Source organism: Cellulomonas hominis (assembly GCF_014201095.1).
GTDB lineage: Bacteria > Actinomycetota > Actinomycetes > Actinomycetales > Cellulomonadaceae > Cellulomonas > Cellulomonas hominis.
Genome location: NZ_JACHDN010000001.1, coordinates 117,190 through 138,008, shown reverse-complemented (window position 1 = coordinate 138,008; position 20,819 = coordinate 117,190). Strand labels below are relative to the sequence as shown.

Sequence of the window (20,819 nt, the reverse complement as noted above, 5' to 3'; positions counted from 1 at the left end):
ATGACGTCGGGGTGTCGCCGCAGGCCGGGGCGGCGCCCGTCCGCCACGGAGGTGCCCGTGTTTGACCCCGACCAGCTCCGCACTTTCCTCGCGGTTTCCGAGACGTTGAACTTCACGCGCGCAGCGGCCCGGCTCGGTCTGTCCCAGCCCACGGTCAGCCAGCACGTGCGCAAGCTCGAGGACGCCGCCGGCCGCCGGCTGCTCGACCGGGACACCCGCGGGGTGCAGCTCACCGACGACGGTCAGGCCATGGCGTCGTTCGCCCGGACGATCCTCGCGGCGCACGACGAGGCCACCCGCTACTTCACCGGCTCGGCGATGCACGGCCGGCTCCGGTTCGGCGCGGCCGACGACCTCGCCCTCGCGCAGCTGCCGCGCGTGCTGCGGGACTTCCGGCGCCTGCACCCGCGGATCAATCTCGAGCTCACCGTCGCGCAGAGCGGGGCGCTGCACCGCCGGCTGCGGGCGGGCCAGCTCGACCTCGTCTTCATCAAGGAGGCGACCGGCCAGGCGGAGGGGCAGCTGGTGCGGCGGGACCGGCTCGTGTGGGTCGCGCTGCCCGGGACGCCCGTGGACGCCGAGGCGCCCGTCCCGCTCATCACCTACCAGGGGACGTCGCTCACCCGGCAGGCCGCCGTCGCCGCGCTGACCGAGGCCGGCCGGCCCTGGCGCATCACGTGCAAGACCGTCGAGGTGAACGGCGTGCTGGCGGCGCTGCGCGCGGGCATCGGGATCGCGGTGCTGCCGCAGAGCCTCATCCCCGACGACCTCGTGCAGCTCCCGGCGGGGCTGGGGCTGCCGGAGCTCGGGGACGTCGACATCACCCTGGTGGCGAACCCGCAGTCCCCGCGGGAGCCGATCGAGGCGCTGACGGGGGCGATCCTCGGGACGTCGGCGCGCTGACCGGCCCGGCGCCGGCTCAGCCGGGCGGGTCCCCGATCCGCTCCAGCGCGTCGACCACCAGGTCCCAGAACCGCTCCCGGTCCAGCCCGACCGCCACGGACGTCCGGCACCCCTCGGGCGCCGGGCCGCGCAGGTCGACCACCGTCATCCCGGTGGTCAGCTCGCCCGCGAGCTCGACGTCCACCGGCGCCCGGCGCACCGTCAGCACGGACGGGTCGATGACGTAGGCGAGCGCGCACGGGTCGTGCACCGGCGGGTGCGGGAAGCCCATCGTCTCCCGGTAGGACCGCCCGAAGAACTCGAGCAGCTCCACCACGAACCGCGCCGGCGCGGTGCCGACCCCGGCGATCCGGGCGACCACGTCCGGCGTCGCGAGCGCCTGGTGCGTGACGTCCAGCCCGACCATGACGACGTCCCACCCGGCCCGCATGACGACGCGCGCGGCCTCGGGGTCGGCGCGGATGTTGAACTCCGCGACCGGGGTCCAGTTGCCCGTCCGGTGGGCGCCGCCCATGAGCACGACCTGCCGCACGCGGTCGACGATCCGCGGCTCGGTGCGCGCCGCCAGGGCGATGTTGGTCAACGGCCCGGTCGGCACGAGGGTCACCGTCCCGGGGTCGCGCGTCATCACCGTCTCCACGATGACCTCGACCGCGTGCCGCGTGTCCACGACCAGCACCGGCTCGGGGAGCACCGGGCCGTCCAGCCCCGACTCCCCGTGGATGCTCGCCGCGTGGTCCCGCTCCCGGACCAGCGGGCGGTCCGCGCCCGCCGCGAACGGCACCCCCGTGATCCCGCCGACCCGGGCCACGGCCAGGGCGTTCCGGGTGACGCGGTCGAGGGACTGGTTGCCGGCGACGGTCGTGACGGCCAGCAGCTCGACCTCCGGGCTGCCGTGCGCGAGCAGCAGGGCGACGGCGTCGTCGTGCCCGGGGTCGCAGTCCAGGACGATCGCGTGCGGCATGCGGCCTCCTCGCCGGTCGGTCCCCGAGCGTCGCAACCGGCGGGGGAGCAGGTCAAGGGCCACGTCATCCCGGCGACGCCCGTCGGGAATCCGCCGGACACACGCGCTGGTTACGCTCGACGGAGGCCCGCGACCACGCGGCGCCGGGGCACGTGAGGGAGAGCGTTCGTGGCACAGGGTGTGGTGGCCGAGGGCCTGCAGGTCGGGTACGCGGCGATGCTGGAGCAGTTCCACCCGACGGAGGCCGTGGAGCTGTCGGCGTACGCGGAGCAGCAGGGGTTCCTGGGCACGATGGCGGCCGACCACTTCCAGCCGTGGGTGCCGCAGCAGGGGCAGTCGGCGTTCGTGTGGAACGTCCTGGCCGCGCTCGGCGAGCGCACCACCGGCGACATGGGCCCGGGCGTGACCGCGCCGACGTTCCGGTGGCACCCGGCGATGGTGGCGCAGGCGTCCGCGACGCTGGCGGCGATGTACCCGGGCCGGCACTGGCTGGGGCTCGGCTCGGGCGAGGCGCTGAACGAGCACATCACCGCCCAGTACTGGCCCGAGGCCCCCGAGCGCATCAACCGGATGTTCGAGGCCATCGAGATCATCAAGAAGCTGTTCGCGGCGTCGATCGCCGGCAAGGACGTCAAGCACGCGGGGCAGTTCTACAAGCTCGAGTCGACCCGCCTGTGGACGATGCCGGAGGTCGCCCCGGAGATCCTCGTCGCCACCGCCGGGCCCGTGACGGCCAAGCGCGCCGGCCGGCACGCGGACGGGCTGATCACCGTGGGGGCGCCGCTGGAGAAGATCAGCGGGCTGTTCGGCAAGTTCGACGAGGGCGTCCGCGAGTCGGGCCGCGACCCGCAGGACCTGCCGAAGGTGCTGCAGCTGCACCTGTCCTGGGCGGAGACCGACGAGCAGGCGCTCGAGAACGCGATGGTCGAGTGGCCCAACGGCGGCATGAAGTTCCCCAAGGGCGACATCCGCTCGCCGTTCGACTTCGCGCAGATGGCCAAGCTCGTGCGCCCCGAGGACTTCGAGGGCCGCATGGTCATCTCGTCCGACCCGGACGTGCACCGCGCCGAGATCCAGAAGTACGTCGACCTCGGGTTCGACCGCGTCTACCTGCACAACGTGGGCCGCAACCAGCGCGAGTGGATCGACGTGTTCGGCCGTGACGTCCTGCCGAAGCTGGTGCGCTGAGTGACGGACTCGACCGCCGCGGACCTGCTGACCGCCTGGGGTGTCCCGGGCATCGGCGAGGTGCGCCCGGGGGACGACCTGGCCGCTGTGCTCGGCGACGCGCTGGCCGCGGACGCCGCGGCCCGGCCGGCCACGGCGCTCGCGGACGGCGACGTGGTCGTGGTGACGAGCAAGATCGTCTCCAAGGCGGAGGGGCGCGTCGTGCGGGCGGCCGACCGCGAGGCCGCGATCACCGCGGAGACCGTGCGCGTCGTCGCCACGCGCGAGCACGCCGCCGGGGTCACCCGGATCGTCGAGAACCGGCTCGGGCTGGTCATGGCCGCCGCCGGCGTCGACGCGTCGAACACCGAGGACGGCACCGTCCTGCTGCTCCCGCTCGACCCCGACGCGACGGCGCGGGCGCTGCGGGCGGCGCTGGCGGCGCGGTTCGGGGTGCTCCTCGGCGTCCTCGTCACGGACACCGCGGGGCGGCCGTGGCGGCAGGGTCAGACGGACATCGCGATCGGCGCGGCGGGCGTGCGGGTGCTGGACGACCTGCGCGGCACGACCGACACGCACGGGCGGGCGCTGCAGGTGTCCGTCGCGGCGCTCGCGGACGAGATCGCGGCCGCCGCGGAGCTCGTCAAGGGCAAGGCCACCGGCCGGCCGGTCGCGGTCGTGCGGGGGATGGCGCACGCCGTCACCGCCGAGGACGGGCCGGGCGCGCGGGTGCTGGTGCGGGTGGGACCGGACGACATGTTCGCGGAGGGCAGCGCGGAGGCGTACGCCCGCGGCTGGAAGGACGCGACGGGGGCGCACCCCGGCGGCTGACCGCGCCTCAGACCGCGCGCGCCAGAACCGCGAGCCACGGGGCGTCGTCGCGCCACGGGTCGCCTGCCAGCGAGGAGCCGGTCGCCTCGATCCGGAGCCCCGCCGCCGCGAGCACCGGCGTGAGCGTGCCCGGCACGTAGTCGTGGAACCACATCCGGTACGTGGTGACGTCGTCGTCGGTCAGCACGGTGTACTGGCGGCACCGGACGTCGTCGTCGTACCGGTGCGTGCGGGCGAGCACGAGGTGCGGGCCGGGGCGCCACAGCCCGCCGTCGGCCCTCTCCCACGCGTCCCCGTCGTCCGCGGCGCCTTGCACCGGGGTGGAGACGTCGAGGGCCAGCGCGCCGCCCGGGGCCAGCGCGGCGCGGGCCCGGCGCAGCAGGTCGTCGCGGACGTCGTCGGCGAACGTCGAGAGCTCGCCGTAGGCCTGGAGCACCAGGTCGAACCGCCCCGGCTCGTCCAGCGTGCGGAAGTCCTGGCGGCGGTACTCGATCGCCAGCCCCGCCCCGGCCGCCGCACGCCGGGCGTGCGCGAGCGACCGCTCGCTCAGGTCCACGCCGGTGACTGCGCAACCGAGGGCCGCCAGCCGCTGCGCGTACAGCCCCGGCCCGCACCCGAGGTCGAGCACCCGGGTGCCCGGACCGGCGAGGCCGGACGCGGCAAGGTGCGCGACGGTGCGGTCGATCTCCGCGGGGCGGCGGCTCGCGGCGTCGTGGGTGGGGTCGAGGTGCGCGGCCAGCAGCTCGCCCGAGATGTACGGGTCGTCCCAGAACGGCGCGTCGGACGGCTGGAACGGCGCGGGCCGCGCGGTCGCGGCGACGAGGGCGTCGAGCACGCCCCGCATCCTGGTGGGTGCGCCGGCGCGGGAGCGAGCGCATTTCCGCGGGACCCCGGGCGGCGAGAGTGCACGGGCGCGGCCGGGCGCACCCCCGGTCCGCCCGGCCGCACTCCCGGCGGGCGGGCGCGGCCCGTCAGGCGCCGGCGGCCATCTGCGCGGACTGGCCCGTGGCGCCCGGTTCGCCCGCCGGGATGGGCTCGGCGATGACCGCGGTGCCGTACGCGCAGACCTCGCTGAACTGGCCGATCGCGTCCGTGTCGAACCGCATCGCGACGATGGCGTTCGCGCCGCGCTGCTGCGCCTCCTCGGTCATCCGGCGCATCACCTCGTGCCGGCTCTCGTACATGATCCGGGTGTACTCGGGGAGCTCGCCGCCGCCGATCGACCGGATGCCCGCCGAGAACGTCGCGCCGAGGTTCGTCGCGCGGACGGTCAGGCCCATCACCTCGCCGAGCACGGCCTGGATCCGGTAGCCGGGGATCTGGTCGCTGGTCACCACGATCATGCGGCGATCGTGCCACGCCCGGGCGCCGGCGGGTCAGGCCTTCGCGCGCGCGGCGGCCTTCGCGGCCTGCTTCGTCTCCCGGACCCGGCGGAGGGAGTCGGGGTCGCGGACGTCCGCGATGGACCGCGGCACGTCGTCGCCGTACGCGCCCGCAGCCTCCCGCCAGCCGGCCGGGGCCACGCCGCGCTGCTTCGCCAGGAGGGCGAGGAAGATCCGCGCCTTCTGGTCACCGAACCCCGGCAGTGCCTTGAGCCGCTTCAGGACGGTGGCGCCGTCCGGGTCGCCGTCCGACCAGATGCGGGTGACGTCGCCGTCGTACTCGTCGACCACCGCGCGGGCGACCGCCTGGATCCGGCCGGCCATCGAGCCGGGGAAGCGGTGCACCGCGGGCGGGGTGGCGCACAGGGCGGTGAACGCCTCGGGGTCGGCGTCGGCGATCCGGCGGACGTCGAACCCGTCCATCCGGGCCGCGATCTTCGCCGGGCCGGCGAACGCCGACTCCATCGTGACCTGCTGGTCCAGGAGCATCCCGGTGAGCAGGGCGAACGGGTCGGTGTCGAGCAGGCGGTCCGCGTCGGCGTCGCCGGTCAGCCAGAGCGTCATGCGCCGATTCTCGCACCGCACCGCGGGGCGGTCACGGACGGGTCACGGGGCCGCGGACCGGCTCGACGGTCCCGCTCGGCCAGCGCACGTCGGGGCACTCCGAGGCGGTGCGGCAGAACGTCGTCGGCGGGTGCGCGTTCCAGCCCAGCGGCAGGGCGACCAGCCCGGCGACGCAACCGACGAGGGTCAGCACGGACATCACGCGGTCGCGCATGCGCATGTCGCACCCTCCTCGCGGTCCGGCGTGCCGCGCGGTCCGCGACGCTCACCCCTCCCATCGGCCGCCGCGGGCCCGCGTCCAGCGCCCGACCGGGTGACGCGGCGCCGGGGCGGCGTGCCACGATCGTGCAGAGGCCCCGGGAGGAGCGGACATGGGTGAGGTCGCCGAGTACGTCGCGACGCTGGACGGGCCCGCGCGGGACGTCGTCGGGCGGCTGCTGGACCGGGCGCGGGCGCTGGTGCCCGAGGCCGAGGAGGGCCGGTCGTACGGGCTCGCCGCGTACCGGTACCGGGGCCGGCCGCTGGTGACGGTGGTGGCCGGGCCGCGCGGGTACACGGCGTACCCGTTCAGCTCGGACGTCACGGCGTCCGTGCTGGCGACGCTCGACGGGTACGACGCCACGAAGGGCGGGATCCGGTTCACCGACGACCGGCCGCTGCCGGACGCGGCGCTGGACGCGCTGGTGCGCGAGCGGCGGGCGGAGATCGACGCGGCGCTGGACCGGCCGCGCTCGCGCTGACCGGCGGGCGGCCGGCGCCGCCCGGGTCACGTCCGGCGCTGCCCGGCTGCGTCCGGCGCTGCCCGGCTGCGTCCGGCGCTGCCCGGTCGTGGCTCGGCCGTCGCCCGGTCCCGTCCGCGTCCAGGTGCCGCGCGCGCCGGCCGACCCCGGGGCGTGCGCGCCACGGCAACGCCGAGTGGAGGGTTTCGACGCGACACGCCGGGCGTGTCGTGCGCGAACCCTCCAGTCGGCGACCCCCGCCCGGGCGGGGACGTCCGCAACCCCGGGTAGCCGGCGTCCCCGACCCCCGGGGGGATCGGCGGCCGGACACCGGCCCGATACGCGGAGCGCGTAGGGTGCCCGGGTGCTGCACGGTCGGTGGGTCCTGGTCGTCCCGGTGAAGGACGCGCGGCGGGGCAAGTCCCGGCTCGCCGACGTGCTGGAGCCGGGCGCCCGCGCGGCGCTCGTGCGGGCCATGGCGCTCGACACGGTCGAGGCGGTCCTCGCCGCCCCGCGGGTCGCGCGTGTCGTCGTGGTGACCGCCGACCCCGAGGTCACCGCGCAGGCCGGCGCGCTGCCCCGGGTCCGGGTGCTGCCCGAGCCCGCCGCGTCCGCCGACGACCCGCCCGGCGGCTGGGACGCCCTGAACCGCGCGGTGTCCGCCGGGGTGGCGGCCGCCCGCGCCGAGGCGCCGGCCGCGCACGTCGGGGTGCTGCTCGGGGACCTGCCCGGGCTGGACCCCGCCGAGGTGGATGCGGTGCTGGCCGCCGCCGAGGAGCACCCGCGCGCCGTTCTGCCGGACGCCGACGCGACGGGCACGACCCTGCTGACGGCGGCCCCGGGGGAGCCGATGGAGCCCCGCTTCGGCGGCGGCTCCGCGGCGGCGCACGCGGCCCTCGGCCACGCGGTCCTGGACGTCCCCGGGCCGTCGCCCCTCCGCCACGACGTCGACGTCCCGGCGGACCTGACGGCGCTCACGGCACGCGGCGTCGGCGGCCGCACGGGCGCCCTCCTGCGCCGCCTGGCCCCGCTGCGCTGAGCGCACCCGCACCCGCTCGGCACCCGCACTCCCTGCCGCACGCCACCTCTGTGCCGAGATGGACCCGCTCCGCCGAGGTGGGGCCCTGCACGGACCGCTCTCGGCCGGCCGCACCCATCTCGGCGCGGGCGCCGGGCGCCGTCTGGCGCGTGGCGGGCGCCGGGCGCGAGGCCCCGGGCGGCGGCGGGGTGTCAGCGGGCGACGAGGGACAGGGCCTCGGCCGCGATGCGGGCCGTCGCCGGGACGTCCCGCATGAGCGTGTCCGTCGCCGCCGTCGCCCAGCCGTCGCGCGCGAGCGCCGCCGCCGCGTCCGCGTCGGCGTCGTCCACCAGCCACGCGTCCAGCACCCCGCCCGCGCCGCGCCGGCCGTAGTGCCGGGCGACCGCCTCCGCGGTGGCCTCGACGCCGATCGCCGCGAGGCACTCCGCCGCCATGCCCCGCACGGGCGCCCCGCCGATGATCGGCGACACCCCGACCACCGCGGCCGGCGTGATCGCCAGCGCGTCGCGGATCCCCGGCACGGCCAGGATCGTCCCCACCGACACCACGGGGTTCGACGGCGGCAGCACGACGACGTCCGCGGCCGCGATCGACTCCAGCACCCCGGGCGCCGCCGTCGCCGCCGCCAGCCCCACCTGGACGAACCCCCGCGCCGGGACCGAGGCCCGGTGCCGGACCCACCACTCCTCGAAGTGGATCGGCTCGCCGGCGCCGACGTCGACGTGCGTCTCGACCGGCTGGTCCGACATCGGCAGCAGCCGGACGCCCTGCCCGGCCAGCCCCCACCGGGCGGACAGCCGCGCGGTCGCCTCGGACAGCGTCAGGCCCTCGCGCAGCCACTGCGTGCGGGCCAGGTGCGTCGCGAGGTCGAGGTCCCCGAGCGTGAACCACTCCCACCCCACGCCGTAGGCCGCGAGGTCCGCGGACACCCGGGAGGTCTCGTCGCGCCGGCCCCAGCCCTGCTCCTCGTGCACGGCGCCGCCGAGGGTGTACATGAGCGTGTCGAGGTCGGGGCACACCCGCACGCCGTGCAGCCACATGTCGTCGCCGGTGTTGGCGACCACCGTGACGTCGGCGGGCTCGCCGCGGTCGGCGAGCAGGGCCAGCAGGCCGCGGGTGAACCGGGCGCCCCCGACGCCTCCGGACAGGACGGTCAGCCTCACGGTGCTCCTTCGACGGCGGCGCGGGTGCGGGCGGCCAGGGCGGGCGCCGGGACGCGGTCGGGCGCAGGGGCGTCGCCGAACGCGATCACCGGCCGGCCGGTCCGCGGGTGGGTGAGGACCTCGGCGTCCACGCCGTAGACGCGGCGCACCAGGTCGGCGGTCAGCACCTCGCGCGGGTCCCCGGCGGCGACCAGGCGCCCGCCGGACAGCACCAGGACGTGCGCGCAGTACGCCGCCGCGAGGTTGAGGTCGTGCAGCGCGGCGACGGTCGTGCGGCCGAGGTCGCGCACGAACCGGAGCAGCGAGAGCTGGGCGCTGACGTCCAGGTGGTTGGTGGGCTCGTCGAGCAGCAGCAGGTCGGGCTCCTGCGCGAGGGCGCGGGCGACGTGCACCCGCTGCCGCTCGCCGCCGGAGAGCGCCGACCACGCCCGGTCCGCGAGGTGCGCGGCGTCCGCGGCGGCCAGCGCCCGGTCGACGGCGTCCTCGTCGGGGTCCGAGCCCCAGAGCGTCCGGTACGGGATGCGGCCGAGGGCCACGACCTCGCGGACGGTGAGCGGCACGGTGGAGGAGGACTCCTGCTCGAGCAGGGCGATCCGCCGGGCGCGCTCGCGCCGCGCGATCGTGTGCACGGGCACGTCGTCGACCAGCACCGCGCCCGCCTCGGGGTCGAGCAGCCCCGCGACCAGCCGGAGCAGCGTCGTCTTGCCCGCGCCGTTCGGGCCGAGCAGGCCGGTCAGCGCGCCGGGCGGCGGGGTCGCGTCCACGCCGTCGACGACCCACCGGCCGCCCAGCCGGGTGCCGACGCCGGTGATGCTCAGGTCCATGCGCTGCCCCTCCCGCGCCGCAGCAGCACCGCGAACACCGGCACGCCGATCAGCGCCGTCACGATGCCGACGGGCAGCTCGCGCGGGTCGAACAGCGTGCGGGCGCCGGTGTCGGCCCACACCAGGAAGATCGCCCCGGTGACCGCCGCGACCGGCAGCAGCCGGCGGTGCGCCGGGCCGGTCAGCGCCGACACGGCGTGCGGCAGCACCAGCCCGACGAACCCGATCGACCCGCTGACCGCGACCATCGCCCCGGTCAGCAGCGCGACCAGGGTCATGAGGATCCACCGGGTGCGGTCCACGTCGATGCCGAGCGCCGCCGCCGCGGTGTCCCCGAACGCGAACGCGTCCAGCCGCACCGCCGAGGCGACCAGCACCGTGCCGACCAGCACCAGCGCCGACCCGGCGATCGCGACGGACTGCCACGTCGACCCCGCGAGGGAGCCGAGCAGCCAGTTGAGGATCTCCCGGTAGGAGTCGCCGGTCGCCGACCAGAAGATGACGAACGACGTCCCGGCCGCCGCGAGCTGGGACACCGCGAGCCCCGCCAGCACCGCGCGGCCCGGGGTCAGCACGCCGCCGACCCGCGCGAGGCTCAGCGTCGCGACCAGCGCCGCCAGCGCGCCCCCGAACGCCGCGACCGGCAGCAGCAGCCCGACCCCCACGACCAGCACCGCGACCGCGCCGAGCGACGCCCCGGAGGACAGGCCCAGCAGGTACGGGTCGGCGAGCGGGTTGCGGGTCAGGCTCTGCATGACGGCGCCGGCCAGCGCCAGCCCCGCCCCGACCGCCGCGCCCGTCAGCACCCGCGGCAGCCGCAGGTCCCAGACGATCGCGTCGGTCAGCACCGGCACCCCGCCGTCCGAACCCGACGCCGGGCCGAGCCCGAGGTGCCCGGCGATGCTCCGGGCGACCTCGGCGACGGCGATGTCCGCCGGGCCGATGGTCACGCACACGAGGACGGTCGCGACCAGCAGCGCCAGCCCGACCAGCAGCGTCGCGGCCAGCGGCGGGCGCCACGGTGCGCGACGCCCCTGCTCGGGCGCGGTGCCGGCCGTCGTCGCGCGGGGTGCCTGCGTGGTCATCGGCGTGCTCAGCCCTCCAGCGCCGCGAGCTGCTCGGACAGGTCGGCGACCGCCTGGGCGTTGCGCACCCCGGCCTCGGCCGCCGGGAACGGCACGGTCAGGTAGCGGTGCTCGCGCACAGCCGTGAGCTGGGCGGTCGCGGGGTTGCCCTCGAGCAGGGCGATCTTGGAGTCCGCGGTGTTCCAGGTGGCGTCGACGAGCACGATGACGTCGGGGTCCGCGGCGACGATCTGCTCCCAGCCCGCCGAGGTCCAGGTGTCGTGCACGTCCGCGAAGATGTTGGTCAGACCGGCGGCGTCCATCATCATCTGCGGCGCGCCGATGCCCGCCCCGACGTACGGGGTGTCCGTCCCGGACGAGTACCAGAGGGCCGTGGTCTCCTGCGCGGGCGGCGTCACGGCGTCGAGCTGGGCCTGCTGCTCGGCGATCAGCTCCTCGGCGCTGTCCTGGGCGCCGAACAGGGACGCGACCTCGCGGATCTCGTCGAACAGCCCGTCGAACGTCAGCGGGTCCGGCATGTACCCCTCCTCCTTGCACGCGGCGGGGGAGACGTACGTGCCGATGCCGAGCTGCTGCAGCGCGGACCGCTCGCCGGCGCCGTCGTCGGAGAAGTTCGACTCCCACCCGGCGTACACGAAGTCCGGCTGCGCCTCGAGCAGGGCCTCCTGGCCGGGCACCTTGTCGGACAGCACGGGGATCGCGTCGTACGCGGCGGCGAGGTCGTCCGGCACGGGGCCGTCGGCGAACGCCGTGCCGACCAGCCGGTCCCCGAGGCCGAGCGCGAGGAGCATCTCGATGGACGTGGACTTGATGGCGACGACCCGCTCCGGCGGGCTGTCGACGGTGACCTCGGTGCCGCAGTTGTCGACGGTGACGGGCTCGAACGCGGCGGCGGAGGTCTCGGCCGGGGCGGGGGTGCCGCCGGCCTCGGACCCCGAGCCGCCGCCGCACGCGGCCAGCGCGAGGACGGTCAGCGCCGCGGGGACGGCGAGGAGGAGGCGGGAACTGCTGCTGCGCACGAAGGCCTCCTGACGGGGTGCGGCGACGGCGCGCGGCACCGGCGCTCGCGGGGTGCCGCGGTCCGACGGTGGACGCTGGGGGACCCCGCGCGGCGGTCTCGGTCCGCGGGGCCGGGGGAGGGTGCACGTCGCGCCCGGTGGCTGCGCCGCCCATGCGCGGGCGGCGACGTCCAGGCCACATCCGGCCTGGTCCGGGGCCCACCCTACGCCGCCCGCGCCGCGCTCTCGCGCGCCCGGACGCCGAGACTGCAGGATCCGCGCTGCGGGACGCGGGCGGTTTCAGGCGGCGGTTGCAACGAGTAGGTCGTTGAGTCGTTGTGCGGGATTCTGCCAGCCGAGGGTTTCGCGGGGTCGGCCGTTGAGCTCGCGGGCGACGGCGTCGAGGTCGTCCTGGGTGTAGGTGCGGAAGTCGGTCGAGGACCGGGGGAAGTACTGGCGCAGCAGCCCGTTGGTGTTCTCGTTGCTTCCGCGCTGCCAGGGCGAGTGCGGGTCGCAGAAGAACACCCGGCAGCCTGTGGCCAGGGTGAACGCCGCGTGCTGGGCCATCTCGGATCCCTGGTCCCAGGTCAAGGTCTTGGCCAGCTCGCCCGGGACCCGGCCCATCAGGTCGATCAGGACCCGGGTGACCTCCTCGGAGACCCGGGAGTTCGGCAGCGCCCCCAGCATCACGAACCGGGTGGACCGCTCGACCAGCGTGATGATCGCCGAGGACCCCCGCGCCCCGATCACCAGGTCACCTTCCCAGTGCCCCGGGACCGCCCGATCAGCGGCCTCGGCGGGTCTGGTCGAGATGTTCAGGTCCCCGATCCAGGTCTTCGCGCCCCGGCCGGCCGACGCAACCCGTGACTGAGGTCGGCGCGCTGCGCGCCCCGAGCGCAGCGCGACCTGCCGGTCCAGCTCCGCGCGCATCCCGCCGCGGGCCTGGTAGTAGATCGCCTGGTAGATCGTCTCGTGGGACACCCACTGCTCCGGTCGGTCGGGGAACTCCTGACGCAACCAGTGTGCGATCTGCCGAGGCGACCACCGTTGCGCGAGCTTGGCGGCGACCACCGGCCAGAGTCGACCCGGGAACGGCGCGCGACCCTTGACGTTCGCGTTCCCGATCAGCTTGCCGGCCCGGGGGCGCCGCGCGCGCCGGGCGGCCCGGGCGTGGGCGTTGCCGTGGGCGTAGACCCACCGGTAGGCCCCGCCGCGACCGGCCCGACCCGAATGAGCACCACCAGGATGCCGCGACCCGGCCCCACCCAAGTGCATACCCCGGTAGGAGTTGTTCCGCGTGACCTCACGCCAGACCGTCGAGCGATCACGCCCGATCGCCCGACCGATCGCCGGGAACGTCAGCCCCTGACCGAACAACACCTCGATCTGCGCCCGCTCCTGCAGCGACAACCTCGAACCAGCCATGCCACGCACCCTCCCGGTGAGGACCACGTTGCAACAACCACCTGACGCCAAGGCGGTGGGCGCAGTCGAATCCTGCAGTCTCGGCGGAGCGGGGGGCGGGCGCGGCGGGTGCGCGCGGGCGCGGGCGGCGCGGCGGGGTCAGGGGGCGGCAGCGAGGGCCAGGGCGCGGGCCGTGCGTGCCACGACGTCCGGGCCGCCCGCGAGAGCGCCGACCGTCACCCGGACGTGGCCCGCACCGTCGTCCTCGGCCGGCGGCGCCGCGCGGAACGGGCGCCCCCGGGCGACGCGGACCCCCGCGGCCTCCAGCCGGACCAGCGCGGTGGCCTCGTCGGCGACGGGCACCCACATGTTGATCCCGTCCCCCGGCGGGACGACCAGCCCGTGCTCGGCGAGCGCCGTGCTGAGCGCCCGCTGGCGCGCGTAGTACAGCCGCCGGGCCTGCGCGACGGCGGCCAGGGCCTCGCCGTCCACCAGCAGGTCCGCGAGCAGGCGCTGCAGCAGCCGGCTGGTCCAGCCGGGGCCGAGCATCCGGCGCGCGACCACCCGGTCCAGCACCGCGGCCGGCCCGCCGACGGCGGCGATCCGCAGGTCCGGGCCGTGCGACTTCGAGTAGGACCGGACGTGCACGACCCGGTCGGGCAGGTGCGTGCCGAGGGAGACGTCCGCGGAGGACGCGATCTCCCCGGAGTGGTCGTCCTCGACGACGTGCACCTCGGCCCCGGGGGTCGCGGCGACGTGCCGGCGGATGACGGCGGCGAGCTCCCGCGCCCGGGTCGGCGTCATCGAGACCCCGGTGGGGTTGTGCGCGCGCGGCTGCAGCACGATGAGCTCGGCGCCGGTGCGCAGCGCCGCCTCCAGGGCGTCGGGCCGCAGGCCGTGCCGGTCGAGCGGGACGGGCACGCGCTCCAGGCCGAGCTGGTCGCACAGGTCGAACACGGGCGGGAACCCCGGGTCCTCGACGACGACCCGGTCCCCGAACCCGGCGAGCTGCTCCAGGGTGCGGCTCATCGCGTCGACCGCGCCGTCCACGACGGTGATCCGCTGCGGCGTGAACGGCCAGGACGCGCGCAGCAGCCGCATCAGCGGCTCCACGACGGGCGCCCCGAGGTAGGTGCCGGTGCCGGCGGCGGGCGTGGCGGCGGCGACGCGGCCGAGGGCGCGCTCGAGGGGCGGCAGCAGGTCGGGGTCGGGCGTGCCGGTCGACAGGTCGAGCCGCAGCGCGGGCCGGGGAGCGGCGTCGGCGCGGCCGCCGGCGGCCATGTCCCGGTACCGCGGCGGCAGCCAGGAGGCCGGCTCCGGCAGCACGACGGTGCCCGCCCGGCCGCGCGACGTCACGAGCCCGACGGCCGCCAGCGCCTGCCAGGCGCCGGACACGGTCGCGGGGCTGACGCCGAGGTCCGCGGCGAGCCGCCGGACGGTGGGCAGGCGGTCGCCGGGTCGCAGCTCGCCGCTGCGCACCAGCCGCGACACGGCGGCGGCGATCCCCCGAGGACTGCGGTCCTCCACGTGCTGGGCCACGTCCATGCCGGTCATCGTCCCCCGCGCCGGCGGCCTCTCCCGACCGCGCGCGGCAGTGTTTACCGGCCCGTCATACGCGTTCTCGCGACGGTAACGCCCAGAAACCGCGCAGAAATGTTCAACCCCCACAGTCACATTCCCATCGGGGTCAGGCACCCGCCGCGGACGATGCGGTGGCCCCCCGACCGGGACGATCAGCGGAGGTTTCACATGGCAGTCGTGCGCGTCGCCTTCACCCAGGCCACCTGGACCGGCGACAAGGAGTCGATGATCCAGCTCCACGAGGACTGGACCCGCAAGGCGGCCGCCGAGGGCGCCCAGGTGATCGGCTTCCAGGAGCTGTTCTACGGCCCGTACTTCGGCATCACGCAGGACACGAGGTACTACGAGTACGCCGAGACCATCCCCGGCCCGACCACCGACCGGTTCAGCGCGCTGGCCAAGGAGCTCGGCATCGTCATCGTGCTGCCGATCTACGAGGAGGACCAGCCCGGGGTCCTGTACAACACCGCGGCGGTCATCGACGCGGACGGCACCCTGCTCGGCACGTACCGCAAGCACCACATCCCGCACCTGCCGAAGTTCTGGGAGAAGTTCTACTTCCGTCCCGGCAACCAGGGCTACCCGGTCTTCGAGACCGCCGTCGGCAAGATCGGCGTGAACATCTGCTACGACCGGCACTTCCCGGAGGGCTGGCGGGTGCTCGCGCTGAACGGCGCGGAGATCGTGTTCAACCCGAACGCCACGGCCCCCGGCATCTCGAACAAGCTGTGGGAGGTCGAGCAGCCCGCGGCCGCCATCGCGAACGGGTACTTCGTCATCGCGAACAACCGCGTGGGGCTCGAGGACAACGAGTACGGCGACGAGGCGGTGAACTTCTACGGCTCGTCGTACGCGGTCGGACCGGACGGCAACTACGTCGGCGAGGTCGGCTCGTCCTCGGAGAACCAGCTGCTGATCCGCGACCTCGACCTGGACCTGATCCGGACGACGCGCGAGCGCTGGCAGTTCTTCCGCGACCGCCGGCCGGACGCCTACGGCCCGATCGTGGCGCCCTGACCCGGGGAGGACGACGCATGAAGACCCTCATCACCGGCGGCACGGTCGTGAACGCGACGGGCTGCGGCGCCGCCGACGTGCTGATCGACGGCGAGACGATCGTCGCGCTGCTGCAGCCCGGCTCGACCGCCCTCGGCGTCGACCTGTCCGCGACGGTCGACCGGGTGATCGACGCGACCGGCAAGTACGTCATCCCCGGCGGCATCGACGCGCACACCCACATGGAGATGCCGTTCGGCGGCACGTTCGCCTCCGACACGTTCGAGACCGGGACCACGGCCGCGGCCTGGGGCGGGACCACGACGATCGTCGACTTCGTGGTGCAGTACCCGCACGAGAACCCGGTCGACCAGTACGCCCTGTGGCACCAGAAGGCGGCGGGGAACTGCGCGGTCGACTACGCGTTCCACCAGATCCTGTCCGACGTGCAGGACTCCTCGCTGCACGCGATGGACGAGCTGATCGCCGAGGGCGTGACCAGCTTCAAGCTGTTCATGGCCTACAAGGGCGTGTTCCTGTCGGACGACGGGCAGATCCTGCGGGCCATGCAGAAGGCGTCCGACAACGGCGCGATGATCATGATGCACGCGGAGAACGGGTCGGTCATCGACACCCTCGTGCAGCAGCACGTCGCCCGCGGCGAGACCAGCCCGTACTACCACGGGATCTCCCGGCCCTGGCAGGCCGAGGAGGAGGCGACGCACCGCGCGATCATGCTCGCCCACCTCACCGGCGCGCCGCTCTACATCGTGCACGTCTCGGCGAAGCAGGCGGCCGAGCAGATCGCCCAGGCGCGCGACCGCGGCCAGAACGTGTTCGGCGAGACCTGCCCGCAGTACCTGTACCTGTCGCTCGAGGACCACCTCGGCGCGACCGGGCAGCAGTGGGGCGACTTCGAGGGCGCCAAGTACGTCTGCTCGACGCCGCTGCGCTCGAAGCACGAGGGCCACCAGCACCAGATGTGGAACTCCCTGCGCACGAACGACCTGCAGCTCGTCTCGACCGACCACTGCCCGTTCTGCATGAAGGACCAGAAGGAGATGGGGATCGGGGACTTCTCCAAGATCCCGAACGGCATCGGCTCGGTCGAGCACCGGATGGACCTGCTGTACCAGGGCGTCGTCACCGGCGAGATCTCGCTCGAGCGCTGGGTCGAGATCTGCTGCACCACACCGGCCCGGATGTTCGGCATGTACGGCCGCAAGGGCGTGCTGGCCCCGGGCGCGGACGCCGACGTCGTCGTCTACGACCCGAACGGGCACACGTCCATCGGCGTCGGGAAGACCCACCACATGGCCATGGACTACTCCGCCTGGGAGGGCTTCGAGGTCGACGGGCACGTCGACACGGTGCTGTCCCGCGGCGAGGTCGTGGTCGACGGCGGCGCCTTCCTCGGCCGCGCCGGCCACGGGAAGTACGTCAAGCGCGGACTGTCCCAGTACCTCATCTGACCCGCCCGCACCCAGACGGAAGGAGGCGCGCCCATGGAGTTCGGCGTCGTCATGCAGAACGACCCGCCCGCGTCGCGGGTGGTGGACCTGGCCCGCCAGGCGGAGACCCACGGCTTCGACTACGTGTGGACCTTCGACTCGCACCTGCTCTGGCAGGAGCCGTTCGTGGTGTTCTCGCAGATCCTCGCGGCGACCCGCAAGGTCAAGGTCGGGCCCATGGTGACCAACCCGGCCACCCGGGACTGGACGGTGCTCGCCTCGTCGTTCGCCACGCTCAACGAGATGTACGGCAACCGGACCGTGTGCGGCATCGGCCGCGGCGACTCGGCGGTCCGCACGCTGGCCGGGAAGCCGTCGAACCTCGCGACGCTCCGGGAGTCGATCCACGTCATCCGCGAGCTGGCGAACTCCCGGGCGGTGGAGCACAACGGCCGGAAGGTGCAGTTCCCGTGGAGCCACGGCTCCGAGCTGGAGATGTGGGTGGCCGCGTACGGCCCGCTCGCGCTCAAGCTCACCGGCGAGGTGGGGGACGGGTTCATCCTGCAGCTCGCCGACCCGGACATCGCGGCGTGGATGATCCGCACCGTCCGGGACAGCGCGGAGGCGGCGGGCCGGGACCCGGACGCGATCAAGTTCTGCGTGGCGGCCCCCATGTACGTCGGCGACGGCGACTCCCCGGCGGCCCGGGCGCACATGCGCGAGCAGTGCCGGTGGTTCGGCGGCATGGTCGGCAACCACGTCGCGGACATCGTGGCGAAGTACGGCCAGGGCTCGTCCGTGCCGAAGGCCCTCACCGACTACATCGAGGGCCGGCAGGGCTACGACTACAACGAGCACGGCCGCGCCGGGAACTCGCACACGCAGTTCGTGCCGGACGAGATCGTCGAGCGGTTCTGCCTGCTGGGCAGCCCGCGCGAGCACGTCGAGAAGCTGCAGGCACTGCGCGAGCTCGGGGTCACCCAGTTCGCCGGGTACCTGCAGCACGACAACAAGGACGAGACCCTGCGGATGTACGGCGAGCGCGTCATCCCGGCGATGGCCGAGCACGTCGTGGCGACGGCATGACGGCCGGCACGGCCGAGGCGGCGGTCGGCGCCCCCGCGCGGCCCCGGTGGGTCCGGGCCCCGCTGCCCCGGGCCGTCCGCGCCCTGCGCCCGGTCGCGCTCGGCCTGGCCGCCCTCGTCCTGCTCGCCGCCCTGTGGGAGCTGGTCAAGGCGGTCGTCCCCGAGCAGGGGTGGTCCGTCGGCGAGCGGCTCGTGCTGCCGCGCACCAGCGACCTGGCCATGCCGCACGTGTCCGAGATGATCGCCCGTCTCGGGGAGCCGCTGACCGCGCAGCCGGGGGCGGACCCGCTGTGGCTGGCCGTGCTGCGCGCCGGCGCGACCAGCCTGCGGATCGCCGCGGTCTCCTGGGTGATCGGCGTCGTCGTCGGCTTCCTGCTGGCGCTGCTGATGACCCGGTTCCGGGTGGCGCGCTCCGCGGTGCTGCCGCTGGTCGTGCTCAGCCAGACGGTCCCGCTCATCGCGCTGGCCCCGCTGGTGAAGGGCTGGGGCTCGAAGCTCGAGCTCGGCTTCACCTGGGAGCCGTGGATGTCGGTGGCGGTCATCGCCTCGTACCTGGCCTTCTTCCCGGTGGCGGTCGGCGCCCTGCGCGGCCTGACCTCCCCGGACGCCCTGCACCGCGAGCTGTTCGCGGGCTACGCCGCCTCGTGGACCCAGACCCTGGTCCGCCTGCGGCTGCCCGCGAGCGTGCCGCACCTGCTGCCCGCCCTCCGCCTGGCGGCCACGAGCGCCGTGCTCGGCGTCGTCGTCGCGGAGGTCTCGACCGGGATGCCCGGAGGTATCGGACGCATGATCCTCGAGTTCGCCAACTTCGCCAGCAGCGACCCCGCCAAGCCGTGGGCGCCCATCTTCGGGGCGGTGCTGCTCGGCCTGGTCGCCTCCGGCGCCGTGGCCCTGCTGGGCACCGGCCTGCGCCGCTTCCGCCGGGCGGAGGTGGCCGCGTGAGCGCCCCCGCCCCGGCCGCGGCCGTCGCGCCCGCCGCCGGCACGGCCCCCGCGGTGACGGTCGCCGGGGTGTCCCGGGTGTTCCCCGCGGACGGCGGACGGTCCGTCACCGCCCTGGAGCACGTGGACCTCACCGTCGGCGCCGGGGAGTTCGTCTCCCTCATCGGCCCGTCGGGCTGCGGCAAGTCCACGCTGCTGCGGCTGATCGCGGACCTCGACCGGCCGACCGGCGGCTCGATCTCCGTGTTCGGCCGGCCCGCCGAGCAGGCGCGCCTGGCCCACGACTACGGCATCGCGTTCCAGCAGGCCGGCCTGCTGCCGTGGCGGACGGTCCGGGCCAACATCGAGCTGCCGCTGTCCCTGCACGGCGTCGGCCGCGGTGCCCGCCGGGAGCGGACCGACGAGATGCTCGCGCTGGTCGGCCTGACCGAGTTCGCGGACCACTTCCCGGACCAGCTGTCCGGCGGCATGCAGCAGCGCGTCGCGATCGCCCGGGCGCTCGCGGAGCGGCCCAGCCTGCTGCTCATGGACGAGCCGTTCGGCGCCCTCGACGAGATGACCCGCGAGCGGCTGCAGTCCGAGCTCGTGCGGATCTGCGCGGAGACGCAGGCGGCGGTCGTGTTCGTCACGCACTCGATCCCGGAGGCCGTGTTCCTGTCCGACCGCGTCGTGGTGATGTCCGCCCGGCCGGGCCGGATCGCGGGCATCGTGGACGTCCGGCTGGGCCGGTCCGGGGAGCGGGGCGACGACCTGCGCGAGGACGAGGCGTACTTCGCGGCCGTCACGGCGGTGCGCGAGGCGCTGCACGGCGGCGCCGAGGGCGTCCCGAGCCGCGGGGTGGAGACCCGGTGAGCGCCGGCTGGTCCCGCGCCCTGCACCGGGCCGCGCCGGTGCTGCTGGCGGTCCTGCTGCTCGCCGCGTGGCAGGCCGTGGTCGTCGTCGGCGAGGTGCCGGCGTTCCTGCTGCCGAGCCCGACGGCCATCGCGGGGGAGTTCGCGGAGTTCCTCCCGACGATCGCCTCCGCGGCGCTGGTCACCGGGACGAACGCGCTCGTCGGGCTGGTGCTCGGCGCGGTGGTCGCCATCGCGGCGGCGGTGCTCGCCTCCGCGGTGCGGACCGTCGACGCGCTGCTGAACCCGGTGGTCGCCGGGCTCGCCGTGGTGCCGATCGTGGCGCTCGCCCCGGTGCTCTACACGATGTACGGCGCCTCGGTGGAGACCGGGCGGCAGATCGTCGTGGCCGTCGCCGTGGCTGTGCCGGTCTTCGTCAACACGCTGCGCGGCCTGCGCCAGGTGCGCCCGGTGCACCGGGACCTCATGCGGGCCTACGCCGCCACGCCCCGGCAGGCGGTCCGGGCCGTGACGATCCCGACGGCGCTGCCGTTCGTGTTCACCGGCCTGCGGCTCGCGTCGTCGCTCGCGGTGATCTCCGCGATCGTCGCCGAGTACTTCGGCGGCCCGCGCAGCGGCATCGGCTCGTTCATCACGACGGCCGCCGCGGGGTCGAACTACGCCCGCGCGTGGGCGTACGTGCTCGGCGGCGTCGTCGTCGGGCTCCTGTTCTACGGGGTGACCCTCGCCGTCGAGCGACGGGGGAGCCGCGGGGTGCGCACCGGCTGAGGCCCGCACCCACCAGCACGTCCCGCGGTCGGGGGTCCGCGGGCGACCCGGCTGCCGACGGCGCCAGACGGGCAGGTAGCACGCACGTCACGAGGCAGGACGG

22 protein-coding genes are annotated in these 20,819 nt (G+C 75.2%); 11 read left to right on the top strand and 11 right to left on the bottom strand.

The features are described 5' to 3' along the window. The first annotated feature begins 57 nt into the window (after positions 1–57). Complete coding sequence (locus tag HNR08_RS00700) at positions 58–903, top strand: LysR family transcriptional regulator (RefSeq protein ID WP_146840518.1); 846 nt, start codon at positions 58–60, stop codon at positions 901–903. Between the two features lie 16 nt (positions 904–919). Here HNR08_RS00700 and uriH read toward each other — a convergent pair whose 3' ends face one another. Then, positions 920–1,867, bottom strand: coding sequence for a uridine-preferring nucleoside hydrolase UriH (gene uriH, locus HNR08_RS00695; protein WP_146840517.1), 948 nt, complete (start codon positions 1,865–1,867; stop codon positions 920–922). Between the two features lie 168 nt (positions 1,868–2,035). Here uriH and HNR08_RS00690 point away from each other — a divergent pair, with 168 nt between their 5' ends. Both HNR08_RS00690 and HNR08_RS00685 read left to right on the top strand, forming a co-directional pair. Further along, the gene (locus HNR08_RS00690; RefSeq protein ID WP_276509385.1) at positions 2,036–3,055 is read left to right on the top strand and encodes a TIGR03557 family F420-dependent LLM class oxidoreductase; all 1,020 of its coding nucleotides are present in this window, start codon (positions 2,036–2,038) and stop codon (positions 3,053–3,055) included. Next, complete coding sequence (locus HNR08_RS00685; RefSeq protein ID WP_246803188.1) at positions 3,056–3,865, top strand: coenzyme F420-0:L-glutamate ligase; 810 nt, start codon at positions 3,056–3,058, stop codon at positions 3,863–3,865. A 7-nt stretch (positions 3,866–3,872) separates the two neighbouring features. On the opposite strand, the gene HNR08_RS00680 is transcribed toward HNR08_RS00685, so the two are convergent. The 4 genes from HNR08_RS00680 to HNR08_RS00665 all read right to left on the bottom strand — a co-directional run bounded on the left by HNR08_RS00680 (position 3,873) and on the right by HNR08_RS00665 (position 6,031). After that, positions 3,873–4,700, bottom strand: coding sequence for a class I SAM-dependent methyltransferase (locus tag HNR08_RS00680; protein WP_183834711.1), 828 nt, complete (start codon positions 4,698–4,700; stop codon positions 3,873–3,875). Between the two features lie 136 nt (positions 4,701–4,836). After that, positions 4,837–5,208, bottom strand: coding sequence for a YbjQ family protein (locus tag HNR08_RS00675; protein WP_146840515.1), 372 nt, complete (start codon positions 5,206–5,208; stop codon positions 4,837–4,839). 33 nt (positions 5,209–5,241) lie between these two features. Further along, a complete protein-coding gene (locus HNR08_RS00670) occupies positions 5,242–5,811 on the bottom strand; it encodes an HhH-GPD-type base excision DNA repair protein (protein WP_146840514.1) in 570 nt (189 codons plus the stop codon). Between the two features lie 31 nt (positions 5,812–5,842). Continuing rightward, positions 5,843–6,031 (bottom strand): hypothetical protein, encoded by a 189-nt coding sequence (locus tag HNR08_RS00665; RefSeq protein WP_146840513.1) that lies wholly within the window; start codon positions 6,029–6,031, stop codon positions 5,843–5,845. Positions 6,032–6,182: 151 nt separating this feature from the next. Here HNR08_RS00665 and HNR08_RS00660 point away from each other — a divergent pair, with 151 nt between their 5' ends. Beyond that, on the top strand, positions 6,183–6,551 hold the full coding sequence (locus HNR08_RS00660) for an iron chaperone (protein ID WP_146840512.1): 369 nt from the start codon (positions 6,183–6,185) through the stop codon (positions 6,549–6,551). Positions 6,552–6,894: 343 nt separating this feature from the next. Then, positions 6,895–7,569 carry a 2-phospho-L-lactate guanylyltransferase gene (gene cofC, locus HNR08_RS00655; RefSeq protein WP_246803187.1) on the top strand — a complete coding sequence of 225 codons (675 nt, stop codon included), beginning with the start codon at positions 6,895–6,897 and terminating at the stop codon, positions 7,567–7,569. A 191-nt stretch (positions 7,570–7,760) separates the two neighbouring features. Here the strand turns inward: cofC and cofD are convergent, their stop codons facing one another. The 6 genes from cofD to HNR08_RS00625 all read right to left on the bottom strand — a co-directional run bounded on the left by cofD (position 7,761) and on the right by HNR08_RS00625 (position 14,588). Next, on the bottom strand, positions 7,761–8,732 hold the full coding sequence (gene cofD / locus HNR08_RS00650; RefSeq protein WP_146840511.1) for a 2-phospho-L-lactate transferase: 972 nt from the start codon (positions 8,730–8,732) through the stop codon (positions 7,761–7,763). Further along, positions 8,729–9,556 carry a putative F420-0 ABC transporter ATP-binding protein gene (locus HNR08_RS00645; protein ID WP_146840510.1) on the bottom strand — a complete coding sequence of 276 codons (828 nt, stop codon included), beginning with the start codon at positions 9,554–9,556 and terminating at the stop codon, positions 8,729–8,731. Before HNR08_RS00645 ends, cofD begins: the two co-directional genes overlap by 4 nt. Beyond that, positions 9,547–10,641, bottom strand: a complete 1,095-nt coding sequence (locus HNR08_RS00640; protein ID WP_146840509.1) for a putative F420-0 ABC transporter permease subunit — start codon at positions 10,639–10,641, stop codon at positions 9,547–9,549. Before HNR08_RS00640 ends, HNR08_RS00645 begins: the two co-directional genes overlap by 10 nt. Positions 10,642–10,649: 8 nt before the next feature. Beyond that, positions 10,650–11,660 carry a putative F420-0 ABC transporter substrate-binding protein gene (locus HNR08_RS00635; RefSeq protein ID WP_146840508.1) on the bottom strand — a complete coding sequence of 337 codons (1,011 nt, stop codon included), beginning with the start codon at positions 11,658–11,660 and terminating at the stop codon, positions 10,650–10,652. Positions 11,661–11,939: 279 nt separating this feature from the next. Continuing rightward, positions 11,940–13,064 (bottom strand): IS30 family transposase, encoded by a 1,125-nt coding sequence (locus tag HNR08_RS00630; protein WP_183834709.1) that lies wholly within the window; start codon positions 13,062–13,064, stop codon positions 11,940–11,942. A 138-nt stretch (positions 13,065–13,202) separates the two neighbouring features. Next, on the bottom strand, positions 13,203–14,588 hold the full coding sequence (locus HNR08_RS00625) for an aminotransferase-like domain-containing protein (protein ID WP_146840606.1): 1,386 nt from the start codon (positions 14,586–14,588) through the stop codon (positions 13,203–13,205). A 204-nt stretch (positions 14,589–14,792) separates the two neighbouring features. Between HNR08_RS00625 and HNR08_RS00620 the strand changes: the two genes are divergently transcribed. Genes HNR08_RS00620 through HNR08_RS00595 form a run of 6 tightly spaced genes read left to right on the top strand, consistent with a single transcriptional unit; the run spans position 14,793 to position 20,716 of the window. Further along, complete coding sequence (locus tag HNR08_RS00620; protein ID WP_146840605.1) at positions 14,793–15,641, top strand: nitrilase-related carbon-nitrogen hydrolase; 849 nt, start codon at positions 14,793–14,795, stop codon at positions 15,639–15,641. 17 nt (positions 15,642–15,658) lie between these two features. Next, positions 15,659–17,092: a dihydropyrimidinase gene (hydA, locus tag HNR08_RS00615; protein WP_146840604.1), complete on the top strand. Its 1,434-nt coding sequence runs from the start codon at positions 15,659–15,661 to the stop codon at positions 17,090–17,092. Positions 17,093–17,125: 33 nt separating this feature from the next. Then, on the top strand, positions 17,126–18,157 hold the full coding sequence (locus HNR08_RS00610; RefSeq protein WP_146840603.1) for a TIGR03842 family LLM class F420-dependent oxidoreductase: 1,032 nt from the start codon (positions 17,126–17,128) through the stop codon (positions 18,155–18,157). Further along, on the top strand, positions 18,154–19,098 hold the full coding sequence (locus HNR08_RS21385; RefSeq protein ID WP_146840602.1) for an ABC transporter permease: 945 nt from the start codon (positions 18,154–18,156) through the stop codon (positions 19,096–19,098). Before HNR08_RS00610 ends, HNR08_RS21385 begins: the two co-directional genes overlap by 4 nt. Continuing rightward, entirely contained in the window at positions 19,095–19,949 is an 855-nt protein-coding gene (locus HNR08_RS21380) for an ABC transporter ATP-binding protein (protein WP_146840601.1), read from the top strand. The genes HNR08_RS21385 and HNR08_RS21380 overlap by 4 nt, the downstream gene beginning before the upstream one ends. After that, positions 19,946–20,716 (top strand): ABC transporter permease, encoded by a 771-nt coding sequence (locus HNR08_RS00595; RefSeq protein WP_146840600.1) that lies wholly within the window; start codon positions 19,946–19,948, stop codon positions 20,714–20,716. The genes HNR08_RS21380 and HNR08_RS00595 overlap by 4 nt, the downstream gene beginning before the upstream one ends. The last annotated feature ends 103 nt before the right edge of the window (positions 20,717–20,819 follow it).

Coding starts and splice junctions, on each gene's coding strand:
- uriH (WP_146840517.1), bottom strand. CDS start 1,867: ATGCCGCACGCGATCGTCCTGGACTGCGACCCCGGGCACGACGACGCC.
- HNR08_RS00675 (WP_146840515.1), bottom strand. CDS start 5,208: ATGATCGTGGTGACCAGCGACCAGATCCCCGGCTACCGGATCCAGGCC.
- HNR08_RS00670 (WP_146840514.1), bottom strand. CDS start 5,811: ATGACGCTCTGGCTGACCGGCGACGCCGACGCGGACCGCCTGCTCGAC.
- HNR08_RS00665 (WP_146840513.1), bottom strand. CDS start 6,031: ATGCGCATGCGCGACCGCGTGATGTCCGTGCTGACCCTCGTCGGTTGC.
- HNR08_RS00660 (WP_146840512.1), top strand. CDS start 6,183: ATGGGTGAGGTCGCCGAGTACGTCGCGACGCTGGACGGGCCCGCGCGG.
- HNR08_RS00645 (WP_146840510.1), bottom strand. CDS start 9,556: ATGGACCTGAGCATCACCGGCGTCGGCACCCGGCTGGGCGGCCGGTGG.
- HNR08_RS00640 (WP_146840509.1), bottom strand. CDS start 10,641: ATGACCACGCAGGCACCCCGCGCGACGACGGCCGGCACCGCGCCCGAG.
- HNR08_RS00630 (WP_183834709.1), bottom strand. CDS start 13,064: ATGGCTGGTTCGAGGTTGTCGCTGCAGGAGCGGGCGCAGATCGAGGTG.
- HNR08_RS00625 (WP_146840606.1), bottom strand. CDS start 14,588: ATGGACGTGGCCCAGCACGTGGAGGACCGCAGTCCTCGGGGGATCGCC.
- HNR08_RS00620 (WP_146840605.1), top strand. CDS start 14,793: ATGGCAGTCGTGCGCGTCGCCTTCACCCAGGCCACCTGGACCGGCGAC.
- hydA (WP_146840604.1), top strand. CDS start 15,659: ATGAAGACCCTCATCACCGGCGGCACGGTCGTGAACGCGACGGGCTGC.
- HNR08_RS00610 (WP_146840603.1), top strand. CDS start 17,126: ATGGAGTTCGGCGTCGTCATGCAGAACGACCCGCCCGCGTCGCGGGTG.
- HNR08_RS21385 (WP_146840602.1), top strand. CDS start 18,154: ATGACGGCCGGCACGGCCGAGGCGGCGGTCGGCGCCCCCGCGCGGCCC.